The sequence below is a fragment of the Novimethylophilus kurashikiensis genome (assembly GCF_003112435.1).
Taxonomy (GTDB): domain Bacteria; phylum Pseudomonadota; class Gammaproteobacteria; order Burkholderiales; family Methylophilaceae; genus Novimethylophilus; species Novimethylophilus kurashikiensis.
Window position 1 is genome coordinate 397,560 of sequence record NZ_BDOQ01000003.1, and the last position, 23,330, is coordinate 420,889.

A 23,330-nucleotide genomic window follows, 5' to 3' on the forward strand; every position below is an offset into this window, starting at 1 on the left:
ATGATATTAAAGCGTGTGTCGTTTATCGCCGCCGGCAAATCCCAGAAGCGGTTGTTTTAGCCCTTTGCCGAAGGCAATGGCCTTGAATAATTCGCCCATTTCGGCGGGCGAGAGCAATTTTTGCGCTTGGGCGGCGAGCGGCAGATAAGCAGCCGCATCGCTCGGCGAGACCTCGGAAAGAAAGTTTGTAATGCCGCAATTGATGAGGAATTGCGTCTGGCTGCAATAGCCCATGAGCGATGCCCCGCCGTCTATAGCCGCCTCGGCCACGGCCGTGAAATCCACGTGCGCCGTAATGTCCTGCAATCCAGGATAAATCAGCGGGTCGTCGTGCGACTGATGGCGATAGTGGCACATCAAGGTGCCCTGCGCCCGGTGCGGATGATAGAACTCGCGGCGCGGAAAACCGTAGTCCACCAGAATGACGGCTCCCTTTTCCAACATGCGCGCCAAGCTTGTCACCAGCCCGTTGGCCGCCAAGCTGATTTCACTTAGATGCTCGGGCAAGACATCGATCGGCGATGCCGCCTCTAGCAAAGGCCCTTCCGCCAAAGGCTGATCGCGCCAGGCAAAGCGGCCATCCTCGAATTCGACCCCTCGCTCGAACAGGCCCTCGTTCGTCCATGCCACTAGATGCACCGGCACGGCATCCAGCACCTCGTTGCCCAGCACCACTCCGGCAAAAGTTTCCGGCAAAGCATCAAACCAGCTAACTCGCCCAGCTAATGCTGGAGGCAAGTCAGCTTGTATCAAGCGCTGCTGTCGAGCACGCAAATCACCGCTGACTTCGAGAATGCAATACCGCTCCGGCAGTTGCTCCAACCGGTCCAGTTCGCTAAGCACATCGACCGTCAGCTTGCCGCTGCCGGCCCCCAGCTCGAGGACGCTGCCACCGCCTACCTCGGCCAGTACTTGTGCTGCTTGTCGTGCAACGCAACGGCCGAACAACGAGGAAATCTCGGGCGCAGTGACGAAATCGCCGTCTTCTCCGAGCTTTACCGACCCTGCGCTGTAATAGCCCAATCCGGGCGCATACAAGGCAAACTCCATATAGCGGGCAAAGTTCAACCAGCCTCCGGCCTGGGCGATTTCGTTACGGATCGCTTCGGCAAGGCATGCGCTATGGGCGAGGGCTTCGGGACTGGGTGGGGGTAAGGATGACATGGCTGTGCTACATTATAGCCTACCGTTTTTTCCCGCCATTCCCCTTGGATAATTCACTGCAAGACAAGGTCGTCCTCATCACGGGCGGCGCCAAGCGCGTCGGTGCGGCTATTTGCCGACTGCTGCACGCACATGGCGCCAAGCTGATGATTCACTATCGCAACTCCGACGGCGAGGCACGCGCCTTGCAATCGGAGCTCAACCTGAAACGTCCGGACTCCGCCGCCATCATCCAGGGCGACTTGCTGAATGTCGCCAAGCTGGAAAACCTGGTGCACGAAACGATCAGCCGTTTCGGCCAATTGGATGTACTGGTCAACAACGCCTCCAGCTATTACTCGACCGAACTCGGGGAAATCAGCGAGCGCGAGTGGGAAGACCTGATGGGTTCCAATCTCAAGGCGCCGCTGTGGCTTTCTCAGGCCGCCGCGCCGGAATTGCGCAAACAGCACGGCTGCATCGTCAACATCACCGACATGCACGTGGAACGCCCCAAGAAAGGCTATATCGTCTACAACATCGCCAAGGCGGGCCTGGTCACCCTGACCAAATCGTTGGCACTGGAACTTGCCCCCGATGTACGCGTCAATGCCGTAGCGCCCGGACCGGTCATGTGGCCGGAAGACAATCCGCAGTTCGATGAAGTCTATCGCCAGCGCGTGATTTCGCAGACCCTGCTAAAACGCCTTGGAGAGCCAGAGGACGTCGCGCGCGCCGTGCGCTTTTTGATTCAGGACGCGCCCTTTATCACCGGCCACATCATTGCCGTCGATGGCGGCCGTTCGCTCAGTTTGTAATGTTTTGATTATGTCGACATCCGCTCCTGTATCGCCCTCCAACAACTTCTTCCGCCTGCAAAAACGCTTGCAAAGCGCAGTTGGCAAGGCTATCGCCGATTTCAACATGATCGAGGAAGGCGACACCGTCATGGTGTGCCTGAGCGGAGGTAAGGACTCCTACACGCTATTGACCATTTTGCGAGCCTTGCAGGAGCGCGCGCCGATCGATTTCAAGATCATCGCCATTAACCTGGATCAGAAGCAGCCGGGGTTTCCGGAAGATGTACTGCCAGGTTACTTATCCTCTATTGGCGTGGATTTCCGCATCGTCGAAGCCGATACCTATTCCGTCGTCAAGGAAAAGATTCCCGAAGGCAAAACCACCTGCTCGCTTTGTTCGCGCTTGCGCCGCGGGGTGATTTACCGCACGGCCAAGGAACTCGGCGCGACCAAGATCGCGCTGGGTCATCACCGCGACGACATCATCGAAACGCTGTTCCTCAATATGTTTTTCGGCGGGACATTGAAAGCCATGCCGCCTAAGCTGGCAACCGACACCGGTGAACACATCGTCATCCGGCCGCTGGCTTACTGCGCCGAGAAAGACATTGCCACCTATGCCCGGCATATGGCGTTCCCCATCATTCCGTGCGACTTGTGCGGCTCGCAGGAAAACCTGCAGCGCAAGAAGATCAAGACCATGATCCAGGGGTGGGAGCGTGAATTCCCCGGCCGCGCGGACAAGATTTTCCGCTCGCTGCAAAACGTGGTGCCCTCGCATTTGGCGGATACTGATCTGTTCGATTTCAAATCGCTGTCGGGCGACGCAGGGGATGTGAGCGACCCGTTGTTCGGCGACGAGGGTAGCTCGGCCTTTGATCTTTCCGAGACCGACGGCACCCGCATCCAGTTCATCCGTAACCTGCGGGACGAAGCTGCCTAAAAACGTAAAAATCCCCTCCGTTTTGGCGTTAGGGCGACAAGTCGGAAGCGGCCGTTAAGACGACGGCCCTTGCCCTTCCTCAACTTTTCCTCTTATTATCTGCCGCTTCCCATTTATTTTGCCCAGGCCATGTCCAAGCTGCTGATCGTCGAGTCGCCCTCCAAGGCCAAGACACTGAACAAGTATCTTGGCAAGGATTTCCAGGTGCTGGCCTCCTATGGCCACGTACGCGACCTCATTCCCAAGAACGGTGCCGTCGATACCGAACACGGCTACGAGATGAAATACGAGGTGATCGACCGCAACGCCAAGCACGTCGACGCCATCGCCAAAGCTGTCAAGCAGTCCGACGAAATCCTGCTCGCAACCGACCCGGACCGCGAAGGCGAAGCCATTGCCTGGCATATTGCAGAAATCCTCAAATCCAAGCGGTTGATCAAGGACAAACCCTTGCGCCGCGTGGTGTTCCATGAAATCACCAAGTCCGCCGTCCAGCAGGCTGTAGATAATCCGCGCGACATCGCCATGCCGCTGGTCAACGCCCAGCAAGCCCGCCGTGCGCTGGATTATCTGGTCGGGTTCAACCTGTCGCCGCTGTTGTGGAAAAAAATCCGGCGCGGCCTTTCCGCCGGCCGCGTGCAAAGCCCGGCCTTGCGCCTGATCGTCGAGCGCGAACTGGAAATCGAGGCCTTCGTCAGCCGCGAGTACTGGTCCATCCATCTCAACGCTCGCAAGCAACGCCAGATGGTGGACGCCAAGCTGGTGCAATACCAGGGCAAGAAGCTGGAACAGTTCGACATCACCAGTGCCGAGCAAGAACAAGACGTGGTCGGCAAGCTACTGGCGTCGAGCGCCGGCAAGGCGCTGGTTACCCGCGTCGAGAAGAAGCAGCGCATGCGCAGCCCAGCAGCGCCATTTACGACCTCGACCCTGCAACAGGAAGCCGTGCGCAAGCTAGGCTTTACCACCAGCCGCGCCATGCGCATTGCACAGCAGCTTTACGAAGGCGTGGACATCGGCACCGGCACTGTGGGTTTGATCACCTACATGCGTACCGACTCGTTCAGCCTGGCCACCGAAGCGGTGATGCAGATCCGCCAGCACATCAAGAGCAATTTCGAGCCAGAATACCTGCCGAAATCGCCAATCATGTACAAGACCAAGTCCAAAAACGCCCAGGAAGCACACGAGGCGATTCGCCCGACCGATATCAGCCGCACTCCGGCCAGCCTACGCAATTACCTGTCGCCTGAGCAGTTCAAGCTCTACGATATGATCTGGAAGCGCGCTCTGGCCTGCCAGATGGCGCCGGCCAAGTTCGATTCGGTCAGCGTGGACATCACCGTCGGCGGCGAAGCCAACGTCTTCCGCGCTACCGGCCAGACGCTGGTATTCCCCGGTTTTATCGCGGTTTACACCGAAGGCGTGGACGACACCGAGGAAGAAGGCGAAAGCAAGCTACCGGCGCTGGAAGTGGGCGAGATGCTGGATATCGACAAGATATTCGGCGAGCAGCACTTTACCGAGCCGCCCCCGCGCTATACCGAAGCCAGCCTGGTGAAAGCGCTGGAAGAATACGGCATCGGCCGCCCTTCGACCTATGCCAGCATCATCTCCACTTTGCAGGACCGTGAATACACCACACTGGATAAAAAGCGCTTCATCCCGACGGATGTGGGCCGCGTAGTGAACAAGTTCCTGACCGAGCATTTCACCAAATACGTCGACTATGGCTTTACGGCCGACCTTGAAAACGAACTCGACGATATCGCTGAAGGCGAGCGCGATTGGATTCCGGTACTGGATAGCTTCTGGAAAGGCCTCAAGGACCAGATCGCGGTCAAGGAAGAAGTCGAGCGCCCAGGCACAGAAATCCTGGACGAAGCCTGCCCCAAGTGCGGCAAGCCGCTCAACAAGCGCCTAGGCAAGCGCGGCAGCTTTATCGGCTGCACGGGCTACCCAGAGTGCGACTACACCCGCAACATGGACGGCAACGGCGCGGAGGAAAGTACGCCGGCCGTATTGGGTGTCGATCCTGATACCGGTAAGGAAGTGCGCCTGTTGATTGGCCCCTACGGCCCCTATGTACAGTTAGGCGAAGCCGAGGGCAAGACCAAACCCAAGCGCATGAGCATTCCCGCCGAATTCAAGTCCACCGGCGTCGATCTCAATATTGCCCTGCAGTTATTGGCGTTGCCGCGCGAAGTGGGCATGCACCCCGAGACTGGCAAGAAGATCGTGGCCAACATTGGGCGCTTCGGCCCCTATCTCAACCACGACGGCACATTCAAATCCATTCCCAAGACCGATAGCGTCTTCACCATCGACCTGCCGCGCGCCGTGGAAGTACTCGCGATGGCCAAGGGCAAGAACGCATTGCGCGTGCTGGGCCAGCACCCGTCGGATGAAGGCGAGATCGCTATCTACGACGGCCGCTTCGGCCCCTATGTGCAACACGGCAAGCTGCGCGCCACCTTGAGCAAGAGCGAGAGTGTTGACGACATCACGCTGGAGCACGCCCTGGAGCTGCTGGCCGCCAAGGCCGAGAAGGAAAAGGGCGGCACCGCCAAGAAGCCGGCCGCACGCAAGACTGCGGCAAAAAAGAAGGCCAGCTGATTAGCTGGCCTTCGGGCACTTCTCAAATTAACTAGTAGCTCAACTGACGGAACCGGCAACACGCTGCTTGGTGTTGCTGCTTTCCATCCACTTGCGAATACGCTGTGCATCGCCGATCCGGGTGAATTTACCCCACGAATCCAGCAGCACAATGATGAGCGGCTGGTCGGCGATCTTGGCCTGCATGACCAGGCAGCGCCCTGCCTCATTGATATAGCCGGTCTTGGAAAGGCCGATATCCCAGGTACCGTTACGCACGAGAATATTGGTGTTTCGGAATTCCAGCGGCTGACGATAGCCGTTCACGGCCACACTGTACTCGGGCGTGGTAGTTACCGTGCGGATTTCCGGATACTGGTACGCTGCCTTGACCATCTTTACCAAATCTTCAGCTGTGGAAACATTTTCGCTGTTCAAGCCGGTAGGGTCGACAAAGTGACTATGCGTCATTCCTAAAGCAGTTGCCTTGGCATTCATGGCGGCCACAAAATTAGATACGCCGATCGGCGAAGTCCGGGCCAGCGCAAAGGCAGCACGATTTTCCGACGACATCAACGCGAGTTGCAGCAAATCGCGGCGCGACAATTGCGTACCGACACGCAGACGCGAACTGGTACCCTTGAGCATATCGACGTCGCCTTCGCCGATGGTCAGCACTTCATCCATGGGCAACTGCTGATCCAGCATGACCATGGCCGTCATGAGTTTGGTGACGGATGCGATGGGTGTGGGCGTATCGGTACTCTTGGCGTAGAGCGTTTCGCCGGTATTTTGATTGACGATCAGCGCCTTGGACGAAGCCAAGCGCAATTCTCCGCCGGGCGTGACGAACACGGAATCGTCCCCGCCATTGGGATGGAACGCGACTTTGCGCGCACTGTATTGCTTGTCTGAACGAAGCGTGCTGATGATGCGCTTGGGATTGGCAGCAGCGACTTTCTTCTTATGGATTGCCTTCTTGTGTTGGGCTTTTTTCACAGCGACCGGACGTTGTTTTTGCTGTTCCGCAAAAGCAGCCCCAGGCATCAAGGATACCGCTAGCAGTCCGCAGATGATGAAATTCAAACGCCGCATGACAACCTCCTTAATGAACCGGGCCAATCATAGCCAAAACGCCTCAGCTTGTCATTAAGAAAATCAGCAAGCTAGAAGCTCTTACTCATGTATATCGTGAAATTTCGTCACAGCTTTAACACACTTTTCCTTGACGCTTGAAATGGCATTTGCGCCTTGCAAGGCAATGCCGCAGGAGGCATACTTGAACCGACTGACCGCTTAATAAGAAGGAGGATCCACCGTGACGACCGTAACCCTCAAAGGCGAACCTTTGAATGTGGGGGGCACGTTCCCAAAAGTAGGCGACACCGCTCGCAGTTTCATGCTTGTAGACAAGGACTTAAGCGATGTCTCATTGAGCCAGTTCGCCGGCCTGCGCAAAATCCTGAACATCGTGCCCAGCCTCGATACACCGGTTTGCGCAACGTCTGCCCGCAAGTTCAACGAAATCGCCAGCTTGCTGCCAAATACCGTCCTGATCGTGATCTCGGCAGACCTGCCTTTTGCCCAAGGTCGCTTCTGCGCTGTTGAAAACCTGCAGAACGTAGTCACGCTTTCCACCATGCGCGGCCGCGACTTCAACAAGGATTACGGGGTAATGATCACGGATTATCCGTTGGCCGGCTTGTGCGCCCGGGCCGTGATTGTGCTCGATGAGAACGACAAGGTGCTGTATGCGGAACTGGTGCCTGAAATCACCAATGAACCCAATTACGAAGCCGCCCTGACGGCAGCCCGTTACATCTCGAACTAACCGCAATGATTCGCCAGTGCCTGCATCAGGCGCTGGCGGATTTTCTCTTCGATTTGAGGGCGCATTTCAGCAATGACCGCGTCCAACACCTGATTCACCGTAGGCTTGACCTGCGACTCAACGGCATCAGCCAGCATCTTTGCCATTTCCGGCACTGCATCCAGAACCACCGCCTCTACTTCGTGCAATAAGCTTTGTTCACCATGCGGACGCAGTTGTTCGCTTTCTTCCGGTTGATACACCTCAGTCAAAACCGGAATAGTCGCCTCCGAGACCGCGGGGGGAGGCGGGGGCGGCATCTCATCGCCCTGCCCTCGGCGCACCAGGGCATCCAGCCGTCCCAATACCTGCTGGAAGCGCTCATCGTCGCGCTGCGTCGGATAATCGCTCATACGCGCTTGCCGCTCATGTCGTGCTGGCGAATTTCATAGCCGCGATCGCGGTAGAACTTGTACCGCTGACGAGCAGCAGCCTTGTCTGCGTCATCCGGGCCAACGATCTCGATCAACCGCTGAAAGCGGCTGAAAAACGGAGGGTAGGAGTCACATAGGTTCAGAAGCAGTTCGTCGTGCACCAGCGTTTCCGCCTCATGATCAATGATGATGGGCGTTTCGCTCGCCAAGGCATGGTGGCTGCGACAATGCGGGAAAAAGCTTGTCTGCTGTAAAGTCCAGAACAGCATTTCCATCCGCTCGGTGGCATCGACATCCGGCGTCAGGACGAGAATGCGCGTCGATTGCTCCAGCGACTTGGCGCCCAGCCGTACAGCCAGACGGTACTTGTCGCTGGAGTTGAAATAGAAATCGATCTGCGTCATCGACTAAGCGTGGTGATGCCCGCCGCGCTTCAGCAGGAAATGCGCCAGCAGCGGCACAGGACGGCCGGTCGCGCCCTTGTCTTTGCCCGACTTCCAGGCCGTACCGGCGATATCCAGGTGTGCCCAGTTGTACTTCTTCGCAAAACGCGAGAGGAAGCAAGCCGCGGTAATACTGCCTGCTGCACGCCCGCCGATATTGGCCATGTCGGCGAAATTGCTCTTGAGCTGGTCCTGGTACTCGTCCAGGAGCGGCATGGCCCATACGCGGTCGAACGACTCGTCGCCGGCATTGGTGAGCTCCTTGACCAGTCCTTCTTCATTGCCAAAAAGACCGCTGACGTGATGGCCCAGAGCAATGACGCAAGCGCCGGTCAAGGTAGCCACATCGACCACCGCCTCAGGCTCGAAGCGCTCCGCATAGGTCATGGCATCGCACAGAATGAGACGGCCTTCCGCGTCGGTATTCAGCACTTCGATGGTTTGGCCGGACATGCTGGTGACAATGTCGCCCGGCTTATTGGCATCACCGTCGGGCAGGTTCTCGCAAGTCGGAACGATCACGACGAGATTCATGGCCAAGTCCATTTCAGCGACAGCCTTCATGGTACCGAGCACGCTCGCGGCGCCGCACATGTCGTACTTCATCTCGTCCATCTCGGCGGCCGGCTTCAGGGAAATACCGCCCGCGTCGAAGGTAATGCCCTTGCCGATCAAAACCAACGGCTTTTGGCTGGCCTTGCCCTTGCGGTATTGCAGCACGATGAGCTTGGGCGGTTGACGGCTGCCGCGGGCGACTGACAGAAGCGAACCCATGCCGAGCTTTTCCATGTCGTCGCGCTCGAGCACCTCGATTTCAAGGTTGTAGCTCTTAGCCAGTTCCTGCGCCTGCTGGGCAAGATAGGTGGGAGTGCAGATATTGCCGGGAAGATTACCTAGGTCCTTCGCCATGCGCGCACCGCCGGCAATGGCCAGGCCGCGCTTCAATGCCACGTCGACGCGCTTAAGGTCGTTACGCTGCGGGACGTTGATGATGAGGCGGGACAACCCGCGGCGCTCTTCTTCTTTCTTGCAGCTAGGGTGGGCGAAACGGTAAGCGGCGTCCGAGGTGATCTCGACCATTTGCTCGACCCGCCAGCCCAGATCGCGACGGCGCACCGTCAATTCAGCCAGGAAACTCGCGGCGTCGGATGCTCCGGTACCGTCCAAGGCCTTCACGGAAGCCAGTACGGCCTGGCGATAAGCACGATCGTTGAACTCGCGCTCCTTACCGCAACCGACCAGCAACACACGCTCACACAGCGTGCCCGGCACATTGTGGACCAGCAACGTGGAACCCAGCTTGCCGTCCATGTCACCACGGCGCAGCAGGCTCGACAGATAGCCGTCGGCGGCACGATCGATGGCACCAGCAGCATCGGATAATTTACGATGCTCGAATACGCCGACGATGACGCAGGCATTGCGCTGCTTTTCCGGATTCCCGTTTTTTATGCTAAATTCCATGAGTAAGCCTTTTCCTTAGATTCAAAGACATTTTTCAAGATTATCTACCTCTTTCACCAAGATCGTCAAAACCCCCATGATTTTTAAACGTTCATTGCTGCAAGAGCTGTTTTCCACAGCATTGAGCACCTTTCTGGTTTTGCTCGGCATCATGGTGGCACAACGTATTACCTACTATCTCGGATTCGCAGCCAGAGGCGGGGTGGCAAGCGATGCCATCGGCACGCTGCTGGGCTTCAGCGTGTTGCGTTTCTTGCCTTTGTTGCTCACGTTGACCTTGTTCGTCACTGTGTTGATGACGTTGTCCCGCTGGCATCGAGACAGCGAAATGGTCGTGTGGTTCACTTCGGGACAGGGCATTTATGCACTCATTCGCCCGCTGCTCACCTTTGCCATGCCTATCATCGCCGTAATTGCATTGCTCAGCTTGTTCGTGGCGCCCTGGGCGGTGGAAAAAGGTATCGAATACCGGGAACAGATGGATAGCAGCGATGAAATATCGGCCATCATCCCCGGCATGTTTAAGGAATCGAAAAATTCTGAACGGGTATATTTCGTCGAAAGTTACTCAACTCTGCAGAATAAAATCAATAATATTTTCGCCCAGTCCATGCAGCATCAAAAACTAGGGATCATCGTCGCAAAAGAAGGCCAACACGAAACAGCCAGCAACGGCGATTCTTTCCTCACCTTGATGAATGGTCGGCGCTACGAAAACAAGCCCAACACCCCGGAATTCGGCGTCATGGAGTTCGAACGCTATGTGCTGCGCATCGAACCTGCTGAAGCCAAGCAGGAGCCACCCACGCCACGCTCGAAACCAAGCACGCAACTGCTGACCGAACGCTCTCCCGACAATGCGGCCGAATTGGAATGGCGGCTTTCATTGCCGATCTCGGCCTTCCTGCTGGTGCTGCTCGCCATCCCGCTTTCTTTCGTGGATCCCCGTGCCGGACGTTCGGCCAACCTGATCCTGGCGTTGCTGGTCTACATCATCTACAACAACATCCTGTCCATTCTTCAATCCTGGGTCGTACGCGGCAAGCTCACACCGCTGATCGGCCTATGGCCTGCGCACGTGCTCGTGTTCATGCTATTCGTGTACCTGTTCTACCGGCGACTGTTCCTGCTGCCGCTGCTGCCTAAATGGTTATCCAGATGAGTATCGTCAACCGCTACCTCGCCCGGGAAATCATCGGCACGACGACCATGGTCGCCCTCGGCTTGTTGTCCATGTTCTCCTTCTTCGATTTGATCCAGGAACTGGATAGCCTCGGCCACGGCACTTACAACCTAGGGATGGTGCTGCTGTTCGTACTGCTTTCGGCACCGGGCCATGTGTACGAGGTAGCACCGGTTTCCGTACTGCTGGGCGCCATGTATGCCCTGGCGCAGTTCTCGCGACACTCCGAACTCGTCGTCATGCGAGCCAGCGGCTTATCCCGCGCTGACATTGGCATCGCCATGCTAAAAATCGGATTGGTGTTTGCCTTGATCACGTTCATTATCGGCGAACTGATCACCCCAGTCAGCGAAAAAGCCGCGCAAAAAATGCGATTGCAAGCCAAGGACGACGTAGTGGCCCAGGAATTCCGCTCAGGCTTGTGGATCAAGGACGGCCCCAGCTTCGTCAATATCGAGGAGGTGCTGCCGGATAGCAGCCTGCGCAACATCCATATTTACGAATTCGACCGAGACTTTCACCTGCGCGTGGTAGATAACGCCCAGAGCGGCTACTACGAAAACGACAAGTGGAGCCTCAACAACGTTACGCAAACAACCTTCAAGGAAAATAGCGCGGGCTCCGTGCATTTCAACCAGGCTTACTGGCAATCGGCGGTCAAGCCCGAGCTATTGAATATCCTGCTGGTCGTTCCCGAGAAAATGGCGGCCTGGAATCTCTACTCCTACATCCGGCACCTAAGCGAGAATCATCAGAAAACCTCGCGCCAGCAGATCGCTTTATGGACCAAGCTGGTGTTCCCGGTAGCCTGCATCGTGATGATGGTGCTGGCGCTGCCTTTCGGATTCCTGCACCAGCGCTCAGGCGGCATCGGCGGCAAGATTTTCGCGGGGATTATGCTGGGAATCGTCTACCAAGTCTTCAATCGCCTCTTCATCCATGTCGGACTGCTGAACGACTGGCCACCTATCCTCAGCGCCACGACACCTACGCTACTGTTTCTGATTTCAGGGGTGGGGATGCTGGTCTGGATGGAACGGCATTAGTCAGGGACGACCGCGATAACACGCGTGCCGGTAAGGCGGTCGTGCAGCGGAAGATGCTCGCGGTCGAACAGCATCCACCACCAACCGGCCCCAAAGAATCCTAATCCTGCCGCAGCAAGCAAATACCGGGCAATAGCCAAAGCGGGCGTCATCGTACCGTGCACGGCAACCACCTGGATTTTCCAGGTTTTCATGGCCAACGTTTGGCCACCATGCGTCCAGAACCAAACGAAATAAGCCCCCATCACCGCCAACAAATAGATCTGGAAGAAATAACGCTTGGGCGGCGCAACCGCGCTACCGAAGACTATCAGGAATAGAAAAGCCGAGAAAAACAGCACGGCAGCCAGCAGCAAGCCGTCATACAGCGCGGCAGCAACCCGGCGCATCAAGCTAGGAGTATGCATCTAACGGTTAATTGCCCAGGTCGTCTTCCGGCGCAGGCGCAGGCGGCCCGTTGCGCAATTTCTGGCGCTCGGACTCGGGAAGATTGTGATACTCACGCCACTTGCGGCGCAGCTCTTCTTGTTTTTCCGGGGGCAAGGAACGGAACTGCTGATACTGCTTGCGTGCACCCTCACGCTCGTAAGGCGTCATGCGGCTCCATTCGGAAAGCCGCTTCTGCACGCGCAACTGCTGGTCTTTGGACATGCGCGGGTAATCGCGGGCGATGTCGAGCATCTTCTCGCGCTGCCATGGGCGCAACGTATCCCATTCACCACCGAGAGGTGATAACACCTGACGCTGATCGTCGGTCAGCTGCGACCATTTGGGTTCGTTCTCCGCATGCGCCAGCGCGGCAAAACACAGGACGGCTACTGCGAGGACTGCTCTAACCATGCAACGAATTCCTTGTCGGCATAGGCCTCCGGCGGCAAGTCGGACGCCAGCAGCAGCGCATCGGTATCGATGGGCGCATTGCCGTATTGCGAAACATTTGAACTTAGCACCGCAAACAGGCCCGCCAGCAGCAACATGACCGGCAACCAGAAGCGATACCCCCCTTCATGCGAAAACTCGACGATCTGATGCCAGCCCGCTACCACCGGTCGCAATGCCGCCACATGCACAGGCTGCGCCATTGCAGCCACGGCCTTTTGACGCGCTTCCGCCAGCTTTCGCGCCGTATCGGCATCGATTTCGCGCTGGTCCAGCACACCGACTATTTTTTTAGCAAATTGGGCTTCGTCTTTCATAATTCGATTCCCTCCGTACGCAACATTGAGGAAAGCGCATGCACGGCCCGCGAACAATGGGTTTTGACGCTCCCCTCGGAGCAACCCATGGCTTCGGCCGTCTCGGCAACATTCATATCATGCCAGTAACGCAGCAGAAAGGCTTCGCGTTGACGTGCGGGCAGTTTTTCCAGCGCGCGCTCGATGGCAGCCAGCGTCTGGCTTTGAGAAAGTTCGGCTGCGGGATCGTTCTGGGCTGACTCGTCAGGATCGCCCTCGAGGATTTCGAGCGGGTCGCTCTCCTCGTCGTCGTCCCTGCCGCCGCCGAAAGCCGACAGCAGCGTGGTCCACATGTTGCGGACCTTCTGACGGCGAAAGTAATCGCGAATGGCATTCTGCAAAATGCGCTGGAACAACATGGGAAACTCCGCCGCCGGCTGGGCTCCGTACTTTTCCGCGAGGCGCATCATGGCGTCCTGCACGATATCCAGCGCAGCGTGGTCGTCCCGCACCGCATAAGCGGTCTGGCGGAAAGCACGTCGCTCCGCCTGCGCGAGAAAATCCGATAATTCCTTGGGAGTTGCCATAATCGGCCTCAATCATAGCAGTTGATCCCCGGTTTTTGGGTACAATCGGCGCATGTTCAAGGTCTTGCTACTGCTCTTGGCGATCTGGATTTTGATCGCCATTCTCAAGCGCCAATCCCGCCCCACTGGCCCGTCTTCGCCGCCCGTTAAACACGGCAATATGGTCCAATGTGAGGTGTGCAGCGTTCATCTGCCCGACACGGAAGCGATTTCCGCCGGCGGCAGGCATTACTGCTGCGAAGCGCATTTTCTGCAACGCAAAGCACGGTGATGACTTGATGGGCACCCGTCCCGAAGGTTACTGGCGCTCACTGCTGCTGCTTAACCTGTATCGCCTGGTTGTCGCCGGCGTTCTGCTGACCGTAGGCCAAGTCATGGCCCAGCATCAGTCCTGGGCAGACTACGATGCACGATTGTTCAGTACTGCGTCGGGGCTTTACCTCGTTTTCGGCGCTGCTTCTTTCATTGCTGCCAAGGTTCGCTGGCCACGTTTCAATCGTCAGCTTACCGTACAAGTGCTGGCCGACATCGCCTTCATTACTACCATCATGTATGCCAGCGGCGGCGTCAAGAGCGGCTTCGGCCTGCTGCTGGTGGTGTCGATCGCAGCCGCCAGCCTAGTCAGTCACGGACGGCTTGCCCTGTTTTATGCGGCCACCGCCTCGATCGCAGTTCTGCTCGAACAATCCTGGCAATTCATCGCCTGGAACGAGCAGTTCGAGGACTACACGCATGCAGTCATGCTCAGCCTCAGCTTCTTCGCCACGGCATTGCTGGCCTACAGTTTTGCACGACGCACCGAGGAAAGCGAAGCCCTGGCCTCGCAGCGCGGCGTGGACCTCGCCAATCTTGCCGAGGTTAACCAATTAATCATCCGCGACATGCCGGACGGCGTGCTGGTCGTCGACCGCCACCTCAAGCTCCGGCAGCTCAATGAGCAAGCACGCATTTTGATGGGGATGGAAAATGCTTCGGAAGACACCTTGCTGGAGGATTCTGCGCCCCAATTGGCCGCACTGCTGCATAGCTGGATGTCGGGAAAATCCGGCCTGGAAAACAATTACACATTTCCCGTCGCCGGTCGCGAGTTGCAACTGCGCCTGGCCCAGGTAGGTTCAGGCAGGGAGTTAGGTGCGGTCGTCTTCGTCAGCGATCAAAGCCAGCTCCAGTCGCAGGCTCAGCAGTTGAAGTTGGCAGCGCTCGGCCGTCTCACAGCGAATATTGCGCATGAAATACGCAACCCTTTAAGCGCCATCAGCCATGCATCGCAGCTGTTGCTGGAAGACGCGGCCAGCGATCCCACCCAGCAACGTTTGCTGAATATTATCGGTGCCAATGTGCAGCGTCTCGACGGCATGGTGCAGGACGTCCTGCAACTGAACCGGCGCGACCGCGCCAAGCCCGAACCTATCGTTCCGGGCTTATTTCTCCCTGAATTCCATACCCAGTTCTGCCAAACCGAGAATATTCTGGCGGGGGGATTTTCACTCGGACCGGTCACCGACCTGCCGCCCATCCTATTCGACCCGCGCCAGCTACAACAGATTCTTTGGAACTTGTGCCGCAACGGCTGGCGTCACTCGCAAAAAACCGAAGGCAGCCTTCAGCTATCGGTCACCGTCGCCAGCACTCGCATACAGATCGACATTCAGGACGATGGCCCAGGCGTGAGTAACGACGCGCTTTCCCACTTGTTCGAACCGTTCTTCACCACCGAATCCAGCGGCACCGGCCTTGGGCTTTACATTGCCCGAGAACTCTGCGAAGCCAACGGCGCCTGGATAGAATATATCGCCCCCCCGGAACGAGGTGCCATGTTCCGAATTCACGCCAGGAGAGGACTATGAATCAGCAGGCGTCATGCCTGATCGTGGACGATGAGGCCGACATCCGCGAACTGCTCGTGCTCACCCTGGAGCGCATGCAGATCAGCGCCGACAGCGCCAGCAACCTGGAAGAAGCGCGCTCGCTTTTGGAGCGACGCGAATACGGGTTGTGCCTCACCGACATGAAGCTTCCCGATGGCAGCGGCCTAGACCTGGTACGTCATATCACCCAGTTCAAGCCGGGCGTGCCAGTGGCGGTGATCACCGCCTACGGCAGCGCGGAAAATGCCGTTGCCGCGCTCAAGGCCGGAGCTTTCGATTACCTATCCAAACCGATCTCGCTTAAACAATTGCGGCCGCTCATCGAAAGCGCACTGCGTCTTACCACCGCCGGCAATGCAAAAACCGATCAACAACACACCTTGTTCGGCGAATCGGCACCTATCCGCCAAGTCCGCGCCATGATCGAGAAACTGGCGCGCAGCCAAGCGCCGGTCCATATTTCAGGGGAGTCGGGCACAGGCAAGGAACTCGCAGCCCGGCTCATCCACGCCAGCGGGCCCCGTCGGGAAGGCCCATTCGTCGCGGTCAATTGCGGCGCACTGCCGGAAAACCTCATCGAGAGCGAATTCTTCGGCTATCGCAAAGGTGCGTTCACAGGCGCCAATCAGGACCGCGAGGGATTTTTCCAGGCCGCCACTGGCGGCACATTATTTCTGGACGAAGTCGCCGACCTGCCCTTGCCCATGCAGGTCAAACTGTTGCGCGCCATCCAGGAAAAAAAGATTCGCAAGATCGGCAGTACGCAGGAAGAGCCGGTGGATGTCCGCATCATTAGCGCCACGCATCGCAACCTGGCTCAAATGCTTGAAAACGGCGAGTTCCGCCAAGACCTGTATTACCGGCTCAACGTCATCGAGCTCAAAATGCCGGCCTTGCGTGAAATGCCTGAGGATATCCCCCGTTTGTCGCAGCGCATCCTGGAGAAGCAAGCGGCCGCGCTCGGAATGGATGTTCCGGCATTAAACGCCGGGGCCGAGGCCGCGCTAGCCCAACATGCCTTCCCAGGCAACGTACGCGAGCTTGAAAACGTTTTGGAGCGAGCCTTGGCCTTGTGCGATGGCGAAAGCATCACGGAGGTCGACCTATACCTCGAAACCGGGACAGGCACGACCAGAACGGCGTCCCCGGCGATGCCTAGCGACATGCCGTTGCCGGAATATCTTGAGAGCCTCGAAAAGCAGGCTATTCTGGATGCGCTCGAGAAAACCAACAACAACCGCACGGCGGCGGCAAAACTACTGGGCGTAAGCTTTAGGGCGTTACGGTATCGCCTTGCCAAGCTGGGGCTCGGCAAGGACGAATAACGCAGGCGATCAGGAAAGTGCGATGGTGAGGTAGCTGAGATAAAGCCCCCCGTTGACCCACACGTGCCAGACCTTAAGATTTCCGCGCGAAGCCATCCACCGTAACCACAGCGCCGAGATCAAAGTAATCACCACGCCCGCCAGCACTTCACGGCGCGGCTCCCACGGAGTGAGCATGATGCCAATAGCCGGCAGCAGCGTTCCCTGGAACACCATAGCACCCGTGATGTTGCCGAAAGCCAGGGTATCTTTATCCTTGCGTACCCACAGGATGCTGTTGATCTTCTCCGGCAACTCGGTGGCAATCGGAATAATCAGCAACGACAGCAACAGCGCGGAAATCCCCAGCAGCGCAGCGGCTTGCTCGACGCCGTGGATAAACCCCTTAGCGCCGGCAACGAGCAAACCGAGCCCTAAAGCTAGCTGCAACAGAATGATCGGCATATTGTTAGGCAAACCGATGCGGCATAAGAACATGGGCGCATCCGCCTCAGTTGCATGGCCTTCTTCCACCAATGCGCTGGATGCACGCAGTGTCAGCATGATGTAGATAAAATACGTCAACACCAAGGTGAAACCCAAGGCACCACGGATAGCGAGCTGGGTATGCGGAATGAACAATGCCAGCGTGGAGAAGGCAAAGGCAGCGATGAAGAAATTCAGATCGCGCACAAAACCGGTTTTTTCGGGCTTGAATTCGCCTTTGGCGCCGCGCAACTTAAGTACGGCAAAGGCCAGCAGCGAGATCGACAACGTAGAGAGCATCAACGGGGCCCCGAGAATGGCCCCGACGCCGATTTCCTCGTTGGTAGTCACATTCGCGGTGCCACCCAGCAGCGCGAGCACCGGCACCAAGGTTTCTGGCAATGCGGTACCGACAGCCGCAAACAGCGAGCCGGTCACGCCTTCTGAAATCTTGAGCTTTTCGCCGAGATGCTCCAGCGCGTTGGTAAATACTTCCGCTGCCACCAGGATAACCAGCAGCATGAAAACCAGTTCGAGAAAAATCATAAAATCACCATATTGTTTAATAGCGCCGAGATTTTAATGGATAACGGAATTTGCCGCAGAGTTCCCATCGTTCTTGATGAAGACGGTATTGCGGGGGGCGTGGAATTCATCGCCTCTCCCAATTTCGACGAGCGTTCGACAGGGGCGGATATCGATCTCATCGTCATCCACAACATCAGCTTGCCGCCCAATCAATTCGGTGGCCCGGGTGTCCTGCAACTGTTCACCAACCAACTGGATCCAAACGAGCATCCTTATTACCGCGAGATCTACCAACGGCGCGTGTCTGCCCATTTCTTCATCCGCCGCTCGGGCGAACTCATTCAGTTCGTCCCTTGCAGCAAACGCGCCTGGCATGCCGGCGTATCGTCGTGGCAGGGGCGGGAACGCTGCAATGATTTCTCCATCGGCATCGAACTGGAAGGCACCGACGACTGCGATTTTGAAGCGGCACAATACGCCATTCTCAACGATTTGATCACCGCCATCAGGGCTCGTTATTCCATTACTGATATCACGGGGCATTCGAATATCGCGCCGGATCGAAAAACCGACCCCGGACCGCACTTCGATTGGGAAAAAGTCAAAAAATAAATGCACTTACATCGTTCGCATTTACATGTCAAAGGTTGACGCGCACCGGGAACCGTCTAAAATGTAACTAGGCTGCAACATCATTTAAGATGTCGAAAAATACGCACTATAAGCCTGCAACTAACCTTAATCATTCGGAGGACGCACCATGGCAAAACCTTTAATCCAAGTCGCACTCGATTGTCTGGATTTCGATCAAACTCTGGCACTTGCCCGTCAAGCCGCCCCTTATGTCGATATCATCGAAATCGGTACCCCCAATCTGAAACACAACGGCTTGGCACTGGTGAAGGCTGTACGCGCCCAACATCCTGACAAGCTGATCTTCGCCGATCTGAAGACCATGGATGCGGGTTATTACGAAGCCGAGCCTTTCTACAAGGCTGGCGCTGACATTTGTACCGTTCTGGGCACCGCCGACCTCGGCACCATCAAAGGTGTGATCGACGTTGCAAACGCCTACGGCAAGCAAGCCCAAGTCGACCTGATCAATGTCGAAGATAAGGCTGCCCGCGCAAACGAAGCTGCCAAGCTGGGCGCACACATCATCGGCATCCACACCGGTATCGACCAACAACTGGCTGGCCAGACCCCGTTTGCCGACCTGGCTGCCCTGGTTGCCCTCGGCCTCAACGTCAAGGTCTCCGTCGCTGGCGGCATCAAGCAATCCACCGTTCAGCAAGTTGTGAAGTCCGGCCCGAACATCATCGTCGTGGGCGGCGCAATCACCGGTGCCAAGGCTCCTGAAGTGGCGGCTCGCGAAATCCGCGAACTGGTCGACGCCGCTTCCGGCGAGTCCAAGAGCAGCGGTGGCCTGTTCGGTTGGCTGAAGAAGCTGCTGGGCTAAACCAGCCATATTAGCGCTCTCGTAGCGTTTAAAAATACAAACGGGCCTTCGGGCCCGTTTGTATTTTTACTGCGCGAACTTTTACTGATAGAACGTTATTCGCCGATAATCTTCACCAGCACACGCTTCTTGCGGCGGCCATCGAATTCGCCGTAGAAAATCTGTTCCCAAGGACCGAAATCCAGCTTGCCGTCGGTCACGGCCACCACCACTTCGCGGCCCATGATCTGGCGCTTCATGTGGGCGTCCGCATTGTCTTCGCCGGTATCATTGTGGCGATAGGAGCTCACCGGCTCATGCGGTGCCAGGCGTTCCAGCCATTGCGTGTAATCGTGATGCAAGCCAGATTCGTCATCGTTGATGAACACACTGGCGGTAATATGCATGGCATTCACCAACACCAAGCCTTCGCGCACGCCGCTCTCAGCGAGGCATTCGCGGATTTGCGGGGTAATATTGATAAATGCGACGCGGGTTGGCGCGTTGTACCAAAGTTCCTTACGATAGCTTTTCATAGCATCGACCTGTTGTTATGGATCAAGCGGGCCATTATAGCCCAGCCAAATTACACGGATTAAGCAAGACATTTTCGGGAGAACGGCATGACAGACGCGGCGTTTCGCGTCCATCGAGAGCAGGATAACCCACCGCGCGTGGTACTGAGCGGCGACTGGTCGTTACGGCAGACCAAGGGCCATTTCGCACGGCTGCGCGAGCAGTTGGCCCCGCTATTCGCAGATCCGCAGTTGCGCTGGGATTTGCGGGAAGTCGAGCGTTTGGATAGCGCCGCCGGCGCCATGCTGCTGCAAGGCTGGCAATATACCTTGGGCGACCGCGTTTTGTTGCGGCCGGAACAGGCCGAGCAGTTAGCCACCCTGGCCGCCTTGCCGCGTCGCGACAGTCTCGAACAGCCGCCCATTACCCTGCGCGACATGCTCAAGGGCGCTTGGTGCTACTACTTCGACTTTATCCGCCACCTCGTCGATTTCGTCATGCTGGTCGGCGCGCTGGTATTGGAAATCGGCTATCTTTTCCGCAAGCCCAGGCAGATTCCATGGAAGGAAATCTCCGCCAATATCTACAAAGGTGGTGTCATGGCATTGCCGGTGACGGCACTGGTTGGATTCATGATCGGCATCGCCATGAGTTATCTCATGGCCTTGCAGTTGCGCAAGTTCGGGGCGGACATCTTCATCATCAACATCCTCGGCATGTCCATCATCCGAGAATTCGGCCCGATTCTCATGGCTGTGTTGGTTGCAGGACGCTCCGGCTCGGCAATGACAGCACAAATCGGCGTCATGCGCGTCACCGAGGAAATCGACGCCTTGGCCGCCATGGGCATTTCGCGAGTGCTACGCTTGGTACTGCCCAAGGTAGTGGGCCTGGTAGCGGTAGCGCCCTTGCTGGTGTTCTGGACATCCTGCTGGGCGCTGCTGGGTGCCATGCTAGCGGCCAAGCTGCAGCTCGGTATCAGCTTCGACTTCTTCATTGAATACCTGCCGCGTGCGGTTAAACCCGTCAATCTCACGTTGGCCATGCTGAAAGCGCTGATGTTCGGCCTGCTGATCGCCCTCGTCGCTTGTCATTTCGGCTTGCGCATCAAGCCCAATACGGAAAGCCTGTCATCCAGCACTACGGCCTCGGTCGTGGTCGCCATTACCGTGGTCATCCTGGTTGACGCCGTTTTCGCCATCCTTACGCGGTCCATAGGATTATGAGCGAGGCCGCGAACGACACTATGAGCACTAGCGAACAGCCCATCGTTTGCGAAATCCATCATCTTTGGACCGAGTTCGACAAACTCGTCGTGCATCGCAACCTCGACCTCACCCTGCGCAAGGGCGAAGTCATGGCCCTCGTCGGCGGGTCCGGCAGCGGCAAAACGACGTTGCTGCGCCACATTATCGGGCTGACGCAGCCTAGCAGCGGTCAAATCAAATTGTTCGGATACGTCTTGGGCAAACTCAACCGCGACCAGCAACGGCAATTGCGAAATCGGTTCGGCATGTTGTTCCAGCACGGTGCGCTGTTTTCTGCGCTCAACGTATTCGACAACATTGCCTTTCCGCTCCGCGAATTGCACCAGTTCGACGAGGACACCATTCATCTATTGGTCATGCACAAGCTGGCACTAGTCGAACTGGAACCCGAACATGCCCAGCTACTGCCGGCACAGCTTTCGGGCGGGATGATCAAGCGGGTGGCACTGGCTCGCGCCTTGGTGCTCGAGCCGGAACTACTTTTCCTGGACGAGCCTACAGCAGGGCTGGACCCTGACCGCAGCGAAGCTTTTGTCGAGCTTATTCAGAACCTGCGGCGTCAGCTAGGGTTGACGGTGCTGTTCATCACCCACGATGTCGCCACGTTGAGTGCACTGGCAGATCGGGTCGCCGTGCTTGCCGACCAGCATATCGTGGCCAACTGTCCCATCGAGGCGCTTGGCAAGGTCGATCACCCTTTCGTCCGCAATTTCTTTCACAGCGTTAAACAACATTTGGCACGTTTGAACTAAACTCGACTTATGGAAAATCGTGCTTACGCCTTTGTCGCCGGCTTTTTTGCGTTGCTGATGGGCGCCGCGCTGGCCCTCGGGTTCTGGTGGCTCAGCGGCTCGCATCGACCCGAGTCGGAATACGACATCCTATCGCATTACCCGATCTCCGGTCTCAACCCCCAAGTCGCGGTGCGCTATCGCGGCGTCGATGTTGGTCGGGTGCGCGAGATTACGTTCGACCAGTCCGATTTGCGGGCCATCCTCATCCATATCCGCATCGACCGCAGCATTCCCATTACGCGCGGCAGTTATGCCAAGCTCGTCTCGCAAGGGCTGACCGGCCTTTCCTATATCGAGCTGGACGATACCGATACCGACAAAACACCCATCGGCAACGGCCGCATTCCCCTGCGCGAATCTGACATGCGGCAGCTCATGAATTCAGGCAAGGATATCCTGGACCGGTCGGCGCAGCTTCTGGAAAGAACCGACCAGCTGATGAAAACGCTCAACACCCTACTGGACGAGCAGAACACCCAGAAAATCAACCGGCTGATTGCCAATATCGAGCAATCCAGCGCCGAACTGGCCCCTTTGCTTAAGTCTTCGCGCAACACGACAGAAAAGGTCAATGCGCTGCTGGCGGGCATTCATCCGCAAGAGCTCTCCGATGCGCTCTCCGCTATCAAGCAAGCCTCGTCCAGCATCAAGGAGACTTCCGATTCCGCTCGCCCCGCATTGTCCAAAATTCAACATTCGCTCGATGAATTTGAACGCATTGGCCGGCATATCGAGCAGTCATCCACGGCATTGAGCGAGACGCTGGATCAGGAAACCCTGCCCCGCGTGCACGAACTGGCCGACCAGTTGCATCGAGATGCGCAAAGCCTCCATCGCCTGGTCGATACGCTGGAGCAACATCCCCAGAGCCTCATCTACGGCAAGCCGCAGCCCCAGCCCGGCCCCGGCGAAAAAGGATTTCGTCCATGATAAAAACCATTGCGCTGCTTGTTGCGCTGCTATCCCTGTCGGGATGTACCGGCCTTGCTAAACCCGCCTCCCCAATCGCCACCTACGATTTCGGCCTGGTCTCTGCCACATCGTCGATTGCCCTGCCGGTACGGTTCGCAGGGGTTGCCGCCGCTCCGGGCTTATTCTCGACCGACATGCGCTATCGCATAGCCTATCAGGATGGAAGCCAGATTCGTGTTTATGCCAATAGCCGCTGGATAGCTCCGCCGGCAGAACTGCTTTCTCAGCAATTGCGACAATCCTTCGCGTTCGACAATGCTAGCCCTTGCCGTCTTTCTCTCGAACTGACGCGCTTCGACCAAATCTTCGACAGCGCGACTGCAAGCCACGTCTCCATCCAACTCAATGCTGTAGTGAGAGATGGCGCCCACGGTGCGCAGCAGCAATTCAGCATCGATGTGCCTGCACCATCCCCCAATGCCCAAGGCGGCGTGAGCGCCTTGATTGCAGGTAGCGACCAACTGCTGGCTCCATTGGCGCAGTGGACTCAACAACTCGATTGCAAACCACCCCAAGCTTCGCCATGATTTGCT

Annotated in this window: 26 protein-coding genes; 15 read left to right on the forward strand and 11 right to left on the reverse strand. The window is 57.2% G+C overall.

Going from position 1 to position 23,330, the window contains the following annotated elements:
- Positions 1-6: 6 nt before the first annotated feature.
- Entirely contained in the window at positions 7-1,164 is a 1,158-nt protein-coding gene (locus NMK_RS05430) for a class I SAM-dependent methyltransferase (protein WP_109014735.1), read from the reverse strand.
- A 56-nt stretch (positions 1,165-1,220) separates the two neighbouring features.
- On the opposite strand from NMK_RS05430, the gene NMK_RS05435 reads away from it, so the two are divergent.
- The 3 genes from NMK_RS05435 (at position 1,221) to topA (ending at position 5,502) form a co-directional block, all read left to right on the forward strand.
- The gene (locus tag NMK_RS05435) at positions 1,221-1,961 is read left to right on the forward strand and encodes a pteridine reductase (protein ID WP_109015076.1); all 741 of its coding nucleotides are present in this window, start codon (positions 1,221-1,223) and stop codon (positions 1,959-1,961) included.
- A gap of 10 nt (positions 1,962-1,971) precedes the next feature.
- Positions 1,972-2,886: a tRNA 2-thiocytidine(32) synthetase TtcA gene (ttcA, locus tag NMK_RS05440; RefSeq protein ID WP_109014736.1), complete on the forward strand. Its 915-nt coding sequence runs from the start codon at positions 1,972-1,974 to the stop codon at positions 2,884-2,886.
- Between the two features lie 129 nt (positions 2,887-3,015).
- On the forward strand, positions 3,016-5,502 hold the full coding sequence (gene topA / locus NMK_RS05445; RefSeq protein WP_109015077.1) for a type I DNA topoisomerase: 2,487 nt from the start codon (positions 3,016-3,018) through the stop codon (positions 5,500-5,502).
- A gap of 39 nt (positions 5,503-5,541) precedes the next feature.
- On the opposite strand, the gene pbpG is transcribed toward topA, so the two are convergent.
- Entirely contained in the window at positions 5,542-6,576 is a 1,035-nt protein-coding gene (gene pbpG / locus NMK_RS05450; RefSeq protein ID WP_109014737.1) for a D-alanyl-D-alanine endopeptidase, read from the reverse strand.
- A 223-nt stretch (positions 6,577-6,799) separates the two neighbouring features.
- On the opposite strand from pbpG, the gene tpx reads away from it, so the two are divergent.
- A complete protein-coding gene (tpx, locus tag NMK_RS05455) occupies positions 6,800-7,312 on the forward strand; it encodes a thiol peroxidase (RefSeq protein WP_109014738.1) in 513 nt (170 codons plus the stop codon).
- Here tpx and NMK_RS05460 read toward each other — a convergent pair.
- Genes NMK_RS05460 through NMK_RS05470 form a run of 3 tightly spaced genes read right to left on the reverse strand, consistent with a single transcriptional unit; the run spans position 7,309 to position 9,632 of the window.
- Positions 7,309-7,704: a hypothetical protein gene (locus NMK_RS05460; protein WP_109014739.1), complete on the reverse strand. Its 396-nt coding sequence runs from the start codon at positions 7,702-7,704 to the stop codon at positions 7,309-7,311. The two genes, tpx and NMK_RS05460, sit on opposite strands and share 4 nt — an antisense overlap.
- On the reverse strand, positions 7,701-8,129 hold the full coding sequence (locus tag NMK_RS05465; RefSeq protein ID WP_109014740.1) for a DNA polymerase III subunit chi: 429 nt from the start codon (positions 8,127-8,129) through the stop codon (positions 7,701-7,703). Before NMK_RS05465 ends, NMK_RS05460 begins: the two co-directional genes overlap by 4 nt.
- A 3-nt stretch (positions 8,130-8,132) precedes the next feature.
- The gene (locus tag NMK_RS05470; protein ID WP_109014741.1) at positions 8,133-9,632 is read right to left on the reverse strand and encodes a leucyl aminopeptidase; all 1,500 of its coding nucleotides are present in this window, start codon (positions 9,630-9,632) and stop codon (positions 8,133-8,135) included.
- A 76-nt stretch (positions 9,633-9,708) separates the two neighbouring features.
- On the opposite strand from NMK_RS05470, the gene lptF reads away from it, so the two are divergent.
- Both lptF and lptG read left to right on the forward strand, forming a co-directional pair.
- Positions 9,709-10,794 carry an LPS export ABC transporter permease LptF gene (lptF, locus tag NMK_RS05475; RefSeq protein ID WP_109014742.1) on the forward strand — a complete coding sequence of 362 codons (1,086 nt, stop codon included), beginning with the start codon at positions 9,709-9,711 and terminating at the stop codon, positions 10,792-10,794.
- Positions 10,791-11,861, forward strand: coding sequence for an LPS export ABC transporter permease LptG (lptG, locus tag NMK_RS05480; RefSeq protein ID WP_109015078.1), 1,071 nt, complete (start codon positions 10,791-10,793; stop codon positions 11,859-11,861). Before lptF ends, lptG begins: the two co-directional genes overlap by 4 nt.
- On the opposite strand, the gene NMK_RS05485 is transcribed toward lptG, so the two are convergent.
- The 4 genes from NMK_RS05485 to NMK_RS05500 are packed head-to-tail and all read right to left on the reverse strand — an operon-like array spanning position 11,858 to position 13,623.
- Positions 11,858-12,268, reverse strand: a complete 411-nt coding sequence (locus NMK_RS05485) for an RDD family protein (RefSeq protein ID WP_109014743.1) — start codon at positions 12,266-12,268, stop codon at positions 11,858-11,860. The two genes, lptG and NMK_RS05485, sit on opposite strands and share 4 nt — an antisense overlap.
- A 7-nt stretch (positions 12,269-12,275) precedes the next feature.
- Positions 12,276-12,701, reverse strand: coding sequence for a DUF3106 domain-containing protein (locus NMK_RS05490; RefSeq protein ID WP_109014744.1), 426 nt, complete (start codon positions 12,699-12,701; stop codon positions 12,276-12,278).
- Entirely contained in the window at positions 12,677-13,057 is a 381-nt protein-coding gene (locus tag NMK_RS05495) for a DUF3619 family protein (RefSeq protein WP_109014745.1), read from the reverse strand. Before NMK_RS05495 ends, NMK_RS05490 begins: the two co-directional genes overlap by 25 nt.
- Positions 13,054-13,623, reverse strand: coding sequence for an RNA polymerase sigma factor (locus tag NMK_RS05500; RefSeq protein WP_109014746.1), 570 nt, complete (start codon positions 13,621-13,623; stop codon positions 13,054-13,056). Before NMK_RS05500 ends, NMK_RS05495 begins: the two co-directional genes overlap by 4 nt.
- Positions 13,624-13,675: 52 nt before the next feature.
- On the opposite strand from NMK_RS05500, the gene NMK_RS05505 reads away from it, so the two are divergent.
- From NMK_RS05505 to NMK_RS05515, 3 genes are read left to right on the forward strand one after another with little or no spacing between them, the layout of a single operon-like run.
- The gene (locus NMK_RS05505; protein ID WP_109014747.1) at positions 13,676-13,894 is read left to right on the forward strand and encodes a PP0621 family protein; all 219 of its coding nucleotides are present in this window, start codon (positions 13,676-13,678) and stop codon (positions 13,892-13,894) included.
- A 7-nt stretch (positions 13,895-13,901) separates the two neighbouring features.
- Positions 13,902-15,470: a two-component system sensor histidine kinase NtrB gene (locus NMK_RS05510; RefSeq protein WP_109014748.1), complete on the forward strand. Its 1,569-nt coding sequence runs from the start codon at positions 13,902-13,904 to the stop codon at positions 15,468-15,470.
- Complete coding sequence (locus NMK_RS05515) at positions 15,467-16,816, forward strand: sigma-54-dependent transcriptional regulator (protein ID WP_109014749.1); 1,350 nt, start codon at positions 15,467-15,469, stop codon at positions 16,814-16,816. Before NMK_RS05510 ends, NMK_RS05515 begins: the two co-directional genes overlap by 4 nt.
- 9 nt (positions 16,817-16,825) lie before the next feature.
- Here NMK_RS05515 and NMK_RS05520 read toward each other — a convergent pair whose 3' ends face one another.
- Positions 16,826-17,827, reverse strand: a complete 1,002-nt coding sequence (locus NMK_RS05520) for a sodium:calcium antiporter (protein ID WP_109014750.1) — start codon at positions 17,825-17,827, stop codon at positions 16,826-16,828.
- Positions 17,828-17,863: 36 nt separating this feature from the next.
- Between NMK_RS05520 and ampD the strand changes: the two genes are divergently transcribed.
- Positions 17,864-18,421, forward strand: a complete 558-nt coding sequence (gene ampD / locus NMK_RS05525) for a 1,6-anhydro-N-acetylmuramyl-L-alanine amidase AmpD (RefSeq protein WP_109014751.1) — start codon at positions 17,864-17,866, stop codon at positions 18,419-18,421.
- Between the two features lie 148 nt (positions 18,422-18,569).
- Positions 18,570-19,268, forward strand: coding sequence for a 3-hexulose-6-phosphate synthase (gene hxlA, locus NMK_RS05530; RefSeq protein WP_109014752.1), 699 nt, complete (start codon positions 18,570-18,572; stop codon positions 19,266-19,268).
- Between the two features lie 95 nt (positions 19,269-19,363).
- On the opposite strand, the gene NMK_RS05535 is transcribed toward hxlA, so the two are convergent.
- Entirely contained in the window at positions 19,364-19,783 is a 420-nt protein-coding gene (locus tag NMK_RS05535) for a secondary thiamine-phosphate synthase enzyme YjbQ (protein WP_109014753.1), read from the reverse strand.
- An 87-nt stretch (positions 19,784-19,870) separates the two neighbouring features.
- On the opposite strand from NMK_RS05535, the gene NMK_RS05540 reads away from it, so the two are divergent.
- The 4 genes from NMK_RS05540 to NMK_RS05555 are packed head-to-tail and all read left to right on the forward strand — an operon-like array spanning position 19,871 to position 23,324.
- Positions 19,871-20,989, forward strand: coding sequence for an ABC transporter permease (locus NMK_RS05540; RefSeq protein ID WP_109014754.1), 1,119 nt, complete (start codon positions 19,871-19,873; stop codon positions 20,987-20,989).
- Positions 20,990-21,009: 20 nt separating this feature from the next.
- Positions 21,010-21,783: an ABC transporter ATP-binding protein gene (locus tag NMK_RS05545; RefSeq protein ID WP_181376177.1), complete on the forward strand. Its 774-nt coding sequence runs from the start codon at positions 21,010-21,012 to the stop codon at positions 21,781-21,783.
- Between the two features lie 9 nt (positions 21,784-21,792).
- Positions 21,793-22,755, forward strand: coding sequence for an MlaD family protein (locus NMK_RS05550; RefSeq protein WP_109014756.1), 963 nt, complete (start codon positions 21,793-21,795; stop codon positions 22,753-22,755).
- Positions 22,752-23,324 carry an ABC-type transport auxiliary lipoprotein family protein gene (locus NMK_RS05555; RefSeq protein WP_109014757.1) on the forward strand — a complete coding sequence of 191 codons (573 nt, stop codon included), beginning with the start codon at positions 22,752-22,754 and terminating at the stop codon, positions 23,322-23,324. The genes NMK_RS05550 and NMK_RS05555 overlap by 4 nt, the downstream gene beginning before the upstream one ends.
- Positions 23,325-23,330: the final 6 nt, after the last annotated feature.

What these genes read in the sequence shown, in the direction of transcription:
- NMK_RS05430 (WP_109014735.1), bottom strand. Translation starts at nt 1,164, where the DNA reads ATGTCATCCTTACCCCCACCCAGTCCCGAAGCCCTCGCCCATAGCGCA.
- ttcA (WP_109014736.1), top strand. Translation starts at nt 1,972, where the DNA reads ATGTCGACATCCGCTCCTGTATCGCCCTCCAACAACTTCTTCCGCCTG.
- topA (WP_109015077.1), top strand. Translation starts at nt 3,016, where the DNA reads ATGTCCAAGCTGCTGATCGTCGAGTCGCCCTCCAAGGCCAAGACACTG.
- pbpG (WP_109014737.1), bottom strand. Translation starts at nt 6,576, where the DNA reads ATGCGGCGTTTGAATTTCATCATCTGCGGACTGCTAGCGGTATCCTTG.
- NMK_RS05460 (WP_109014739.1), bottom strand. Translation starts at nt 7,704, where the DNA reads ATGAGCGATTATCCGACGCAGCGCGACGATGAGCGCTTCCAGCAGGTA.
- NMK_RS05465 (WP_109014740.1), bottom strand. Translation starts at nt 8,129, where the DNA reads ATGACGCAGATCGATTTCTATTTCAACTCCAGCGACAAGTACCGTCTG.
- NMK_RS05470 (WP_109014741.1), bottom strand. Translation starts at nt 9,632, where the DNA reads ATGGAATTTAGCATAAAAAACGGGAATCCGGAAAAGCAGCGCAATGCC.
- lptF (WP_109014742.1), top strand. Translation starts at nt 9,709, where the DNA reads ATGATTTTTAAACGTTCATTGCTGCAAGAGCTGTTTTCCACAGCATTG.
- lptG (WP_109015078.1), top strand. Translation starts at nt 10,791, where the DNA reads ATGAGTATCGTCAACCGCTACCTCGCCCGGGAAATCATCGGCACGACG.
- NMK_RS05485 (WP_109014743.1), bottom strand. Translation starts at nt 12,268, where the DNA reads ATGCATACTCCTAGCTTGATGCGCCGGGTTGCTGCCGCGCTGTATGAC.
- NMK_RS05490 (WP_109014744.1), bottom strand. Translation starts at nt 12,701, where the DNA reads ATGGTTAGAGCAGTCCTCGCAGTAGCCGTCCTGTGTTTTGCCGCGCTG.
- NMK_RS05495 (WP_109014745.1), bottom strand. Translation starts at nt 13,057, where the DNA reads ATGAAAGACGAAGCCCAATTTGCTAAAAAAATAGTCGGTGTGCTGGAC.
- NMK_RS05500 (WP_109014746.1), bottom strand. Translation starts at nt 13,623, where the DNA reads ATGGCAACTCCCAAGGAATTATCGGATTTTCTCGCGCAGGCGGAGCGA.
- NMK_RS05505 (WP_109014747.1), top strand. Translation starts at nt 13,676, where the DNA reads ATGTTCAAGGTCTTGCTACTGCTCTTGGCGATCTGGATTTTGATCGCC.
- NMK_RS05510 (WP_109014748.1), top strand. Translation starts at nt 13,902, where the DNA reads ATGGGCACCCGTCCCGAAGGTTACTGGCGCTCACTGCTGCTGCTTAAC.
- NMK_RS05515 (WP_109014749.1), top strand. Translation starts at nt 15,467, where the DNA reads ATGAATCAGCAGGCGTCATGCCTGATCGTGGACGATGAGGCCGACATC.
- NMK_RS05520 (WP_109014750.1), bottom strand. Translation starts at nt 17,827, where the DNA reads ATGATTTTTCTCGAACTGGTTTTCATGCTGCTGGTTATCCTGGTGGCA.
- ampD (WP_109014751.1), top strand. Translation starts at nt 17,864, where the DNA reads ATGGATAACGGAATTTGCCGCAGAGTTCCCATCGTTCTTGATGAAGAC.
- hxlA (WP_109014752.1), top strand. Translation starts at nt 18,570, where the DNA reads ATGGCAAAACCTTTAATCCAAGTCGCACTCGATTGTCTGGATTTCGAT.
- NMK_RS05535 (WP_109014753.1), bottom strand. Translation starts at nt 19,783, where the DNA reads ATGAAAAGCTATCGTAAGGAACTTTGGTACAACGCGCCAACCCGCGTC.
- NMK_RS05540 (WP_109014754.1), top strand. Translation starts at nt 19,871, where the DNA reads ATGACAGACGCGGCGTTTCGCGTCCATCGAGAGCAGGATAACCCACCG.
- NMK_RS05545 (WP_181376177.1), top strand. Translation starts at nt 21,010, where the DNA reads ATGAGCACTAGCGAACAGCCCATCGTTTGCGAAATCCATCATCTTTGG.
- NMK_RS05550 (WP_109014756.1), top strand. Translation starts at nt 21,793, where the DNA reads ATGGAAAATCGTGCTTACGCCTTTGTCGCCGGCTTTTTTGCGTTGCTG.
- NMK_RS05555 (WP_109014757.1), top strand. Translation starts at nt 22,752, where the DNA reads ATGATAAAAACCATTGCGCTGCTTGTTGCGCTGCTATCCCTGTCGGGA.